2 protein-coding genes are annotated in these 4728 nt (G+C 66.3%); both read left to right on the top strand.

The genetic code is table 11. The annotated features are described in order from the left end of the window. Positions 1-1785, top strand: a 1785-nt coding sequence (locus HMPREF9440_RS10730) for a toprim domain-containing protein (RefSeq protein WP_040764736.1), incomplete at its 5' end; no start/stop codon positions are given. A 370-nt stretch (positions 1786-2155) separates the two neighbouring features. After that, positions 2156-4728 (top strand): RNA polymerase sigma factor RpoD (gene rpoD / locus HMPREF9440_RS07710; protein WP_245523590.1); only part of this gene is annotated, 2573 nt, incomplete at its 3' end.

Below are 4728 nucleotides of genomic sequence, written 5' to 3'. Positions count from 1 at the left end.
AGCGAACTCTACGGGCTCTTCGAAGCGCGCGACGACATCCGCGAGCGCGGCCGCGCGGTCGTCTGCGAGGGCTACATGGACGTGATCCAGCTCTCGCAAGCGGGCTTCAGGGAGTCCGTGGCGGCCCTGGGCACCTCGATCACGCCCGAGCACGTGCGTCGTCTCTTCAAGACGGCCGATACGGTCTACTTTTCCTTCGACGGCGACGCCGCCGGCCGCAAGGCCGCGCGCCGGGCGCTCGAAGCGGCGCTTCCCGTCATTACGGATCTTCAGAGCGCGAACTTCATTCTGCTGCCGCCCGAGCACGACCCCGACAGCTTGATCAAGGCCGAGGGGCCCGAGGCCTTCGAGCGCGAAATCAAGCGGGCGCTCCCGCTCACGCAGTTCCTTTTGTCGCTCGTCACCGAAGGGAAGGACCTCGCCTACGCAGAAGACCGCTCCAAGGTCGTCGCGGAGGCGAAGCCACTGGTGCTCTCGATGCAGGCGGCGCCGGTGCTCAGGCTCTCCGTCATCCGCGAGCTCGCGAACGTCTCGCGCCTTCCTGCGGAAGACATTTCCCGCACGTACGGTCTTGCAGTCGGCGCCTCCTCCGCGCCCCCGCACGCCGCGCCGCCCGACCCCGCCGACTTCGGCGGCGGCTTCGGGAGCGGATTCGGCCGTCCGGGCGGCTTCACGTCCAACCGGGGTCAGCGCCCCGGCGGCTGGCGCGACCGGCGCGAGCAGTACCGTTCGGGTTGGGGGCGGCCGCGCCCCGTCGCGGAAGCGAGGATTCCCGTGAAGGACGTGCGCGAGCGGATGCTCCAGTGCTTCCTCGCGCACCCGCGGCTCCTCACGCGCTTCTCGCGCGACATCGAGGAGGTGTTCGTCTCGAGCCAGCATCCGGCGGCCGTGCGGATCGTCGACGTCTGGCGGGCGGCCGCGGAGGCCGAAGAGGAAACCGGGCGCGTGCGTCCGGCGACGCTGCTTGCGAACCTCGAAGAGAACCCTTCGGTCGGGCACTTCCGGGATCTTCTTTCCCAAGAGCTCGTGATCGACACGCCCGAAGAGGGTGCGGCCTTGGAAGTCCGCCGCGCCTTCCTGGAGCTCGAACTCGAGCGCACCCGCGCGCGCCTCATGGAAGAGGGGCGCAGGCCCGGTTGCGACATCGCCACGCTCAGAAAGCTCGAGCAGCGCCGCGTCGAATTGGAGCGCGGCATCGCGGACGCCAAGAAGAACGAAGCCGACTACCGTCAGCGCGAAGAGTTCGCGGCGCGGACGCGCGCCGCCGCGGAGGCGAAGGCCCGCGTGAAGGGCGCGGCCAGCGCGAAGCCCGACATGGTCTTTTCCGAGAACCCCAAGGTCCGCGCCCTTCAGGAAATGCTCTTCGGCCGCGCGCTCAAAGACGATGCCGATGGTGCGGATGAGACGGGTGGTGATGCCCCGCAGGGCGCGACGCCCGCGCAGCCCGCCCGCGCGGCTCAAAGCGCGGCCGGCCAGTCCGACGCCGCGATCGACGCGCAGGCCGCGGCGCTTCGCGAAGCGATCGCCTTGGCCGCCGAGGCCGTGAAGACCCAGGCGAAGAACGCCTCGAAGAACGCGGGCGACGGGGCCCTCTTCGGCGATGGCGGCGAGGGCGGCGACGCCTTTGCGCCCGCGGCGGCGGAGGACTTCGGCGCGGCGCTCCCCGACGGATCAGCCGACGACCTTCCGGCTCCGCCCGCGTGGGACGACGCCCCCTTCGCGGACGACGATCCCTACGTCTATGAGGAGCAGGAAGCGTCCGAGGACGACGCCGGTTGGCATTGAGAGCGCTTGCGAAGTCGCTGAGCCGGAAGGACTTCCTTTGTCCGGCTTGAAACGCTTGCAACGCTTTCCATGCATCCCGACCGTCTGAAATGATTTGTTTCAAATGCCGGGGTTTTTCTTCTTGAAACTTTCAGGGTTTTTGCCTAAACGTCGACGGCCTATTTCGCCCATCTATGGCAGAATTTCGGAGTAACTCTCTTCGGCGTGGGAGTCGTGACGTCCGGCATGGGCCGGAAATCAGGGACTTCCACCGAAGCGGGAGTAGTCCCCCGGCCGGCACCTCTGCTGACGCCGTCCGCCGGACCTGACGACATTCGGGGCAAGTGCGGACGCTTCATACGTGCGCGGCCCGAACATGAGAGGGCTCTTTATGGCAGATTCGAAGAAGACGGCGCCCGCGGACGCCGCGGTTGGTGGCGACGTGCGCGCGGCGAAGCCGCGCACCCGCAGGAAGACCGCAACGGCGGCGCTTGAGACGACGGATTTGACCCTCTCGATCGAGGCGGTCGAAGCGCCGCCCAAGAAGAGCTCCAGGAAGGCGGCGAAGCCGACGAAGGCTGAAAAAGCCGAAAAGGCCGAAAAAGTCGAGAAGCCCGCCAAGACGAAGAAGACCGCGAAGAAGGAAGCCCCGGACGTGACCGTGACGGCCGAACCTGAGGTCGTGGTCGCCGAAGTCTCTGAAGCGCCCGCCCCGAAGAAGCGCCGCACGAAGAAGGCCGTCGAGCCTGAAGTTGCCGCTGAAGTCAAGGATGCCGCGGAGGCCGAAGCCCCCGCGAAGAAGACGCGCGGCCGCCGCAAGGCTTCTGCCGAGCCCGTCGCGGAAGCCGCCGCCGAAGCCGCGCCTGCTGAAGAGACCGAACAGGACGCCAAGCCCGCCAAGAAGAAGGCGAAGGCAGAGAAGGCCGAGAAGGCTGAAAAAGCGCCCAAGGCCCCCAAGAAGCCGAAGGCGCCGAAGAAGTCCGCGAAGAAGCGCAAGACCGACGAAGACGACGACCTCGACGGGTTCGAGGGGGACGACCTCGACTTCGCCGACGTGATCGACGACGAAACGGATGAGGATCTGGACGACGTCCTCGCGGACGAGTCCGTCGACGAGGTCGTGGACGACGCGGAGGAACCCGCCGAAGCCGCGGAAGCCCCCGGCAAGGCCGCGCCCGCGAAGCGCACGCGTCGCTCGAAGAGCGCCCGCGAAAAGGCGCTCCGCGACGCGATCGCGAACGGCTACAGCGTCGAAGAGGAAAGCCAGGAGGACCGCAGGTCCAAGCTCTTGAAGCTCATCAGCATGGGCAAGGAGCGCGGCTACGTCACCTACAGCGAAATCAACGACAACATCCCGAACAGCCTCATCGACGACGATGCGATCGAGACGATCGTGAGCATCCTCTCGAACCTCAACATCGAGGTCCATGAGGTCGCGCCCGACGAAGAGCAGCTCCTGATGCAGGGCTCCGGCACCCCCGTCTCGGAAGAGGACGCGGAAGCCGAGGCCGAAGCCGCGCTCTCGACCGTCGACAGCGAATTCGGCCGCACGACCGACCCCGTGCGCATCTACATGCGCGAGATGGGTTCCGTCGAGCTGCTTTCCCGAGAAGGTGAAATCGAAATCTCGAAGCGCATCGAGGACGGCTTGAAGCACATGGTGCTCGCCATCGCGCGCTGCCCGGTGACGATCGAAGAGGTTCTGAAGAGCGCCGCCGCGATCCGCGAAGGCACGATGTCGATCGACGACGTGGTCGACGGCATCACGTCGACGGACGACGTGGGCTCGGTGATCCGCGCCGACGACGAAACCGACATGGGCGCCTCCGCGATGACGGTGGGGCAGCTGGAGGAGCTGAAGCGCCGCTCGCTCGAAGTGTTCGACCGCGTGGACGCGAAGTTCAAGGATCTCTGTGAGCGCTTCCGTGAGGCAAGCCAACAGGGCTACGCCGGGCTCGACGCCGTGAAGGCGGATCAGGAAGCCCTGAAGGACGGCATCCAGCAGGATCTGATGGGGCTTCGCTTCACCGCGAAGACCGCGGACCGTCTCTGCGAGACGCTCCGCGTGACGGTCGGGCGCCTGCGCGCCTCCGAGCGCATCGTCTACGACGAGCTCGTCCGAGGCGCCGGCATCGACCGCGCCTGGTTCATGGAACGCTTCATCGACCATGCGACCGACGTCGCGTGGCTGGACGAAGTCGCCGCCGCCTTCCCCGAAAAGCGCGCGCAGATTCTGCGCCGCCGCGCGCCCATCGCCGAAGAGCAGCATAAGCTGGCCGAGCTCGAACAGACGACCTTCATGACGGTACACGAGCTTCTGGACGCCTACAAGCAGATGGCGACCGGCGAAGCGAAGGCCAGGAACGCCAAGCGCGAAATGACCGAGGCGAATCTGCGTCTCGTCATCTCGATCGCGAAGAAGTACACGAACCGGGGCTTGCAGTTCCTCGACCTCATCCAGGAAGGGAACGTCGGCCTCATGAAGGCGGTCGACAAGTTCGAATACCGCCGCGGCTACAAGTTCTCGACCTACGCGACCTGGTGGATCCGCCAGGCGATCACGCGCTCGATCGCGGACCAGGCCCGCACGATCCGCATCCCGGTGCACATGATCGAAACGATCAACCGCATGAACCGCATCACGCGCCAGGAACTCCAGGAGACCGGGGTCGAACCCGACAGCCGCCGTCTCGCTGAACTCATGGACATGCCCGAGGACAAGATCCTCAAGATCATGAAGATCGCGAAGGAGCCGATCTCGATGGAGACGCCGATCGGGGACGACGACGATTCGCATCTGGGCGACTTCCTCGAAGACACCCAGACGACGGCCCCGGCGGAGGCGATCCAGAATTCGAGCCTGTCGGAGACCGTCAAGCAGGTGCTGGACAGCCTCTCGCCCCGCGAGGCGAAGGTGCTTCGCATGCGCTTCGGGATCGAAATGCAGTCGGACCACACGTTGGA

Origin of the sequence: Sutterella parvirubra YIT 11816, assembly GCF_000250875.1 — a bacterium.
Taxonomy (GTDB): domain Bacteria; phylum Pseudomonadota; class Gammaproteobacteria; order Burkholderiales; family Burkholderiaceae_F; genus Sutterella; species Sutterella parvirubra.
Note: the sequence above shows the minus strand (reverse complement) of the source record. Positions and strands in the feature narration are given on the sequence as shown.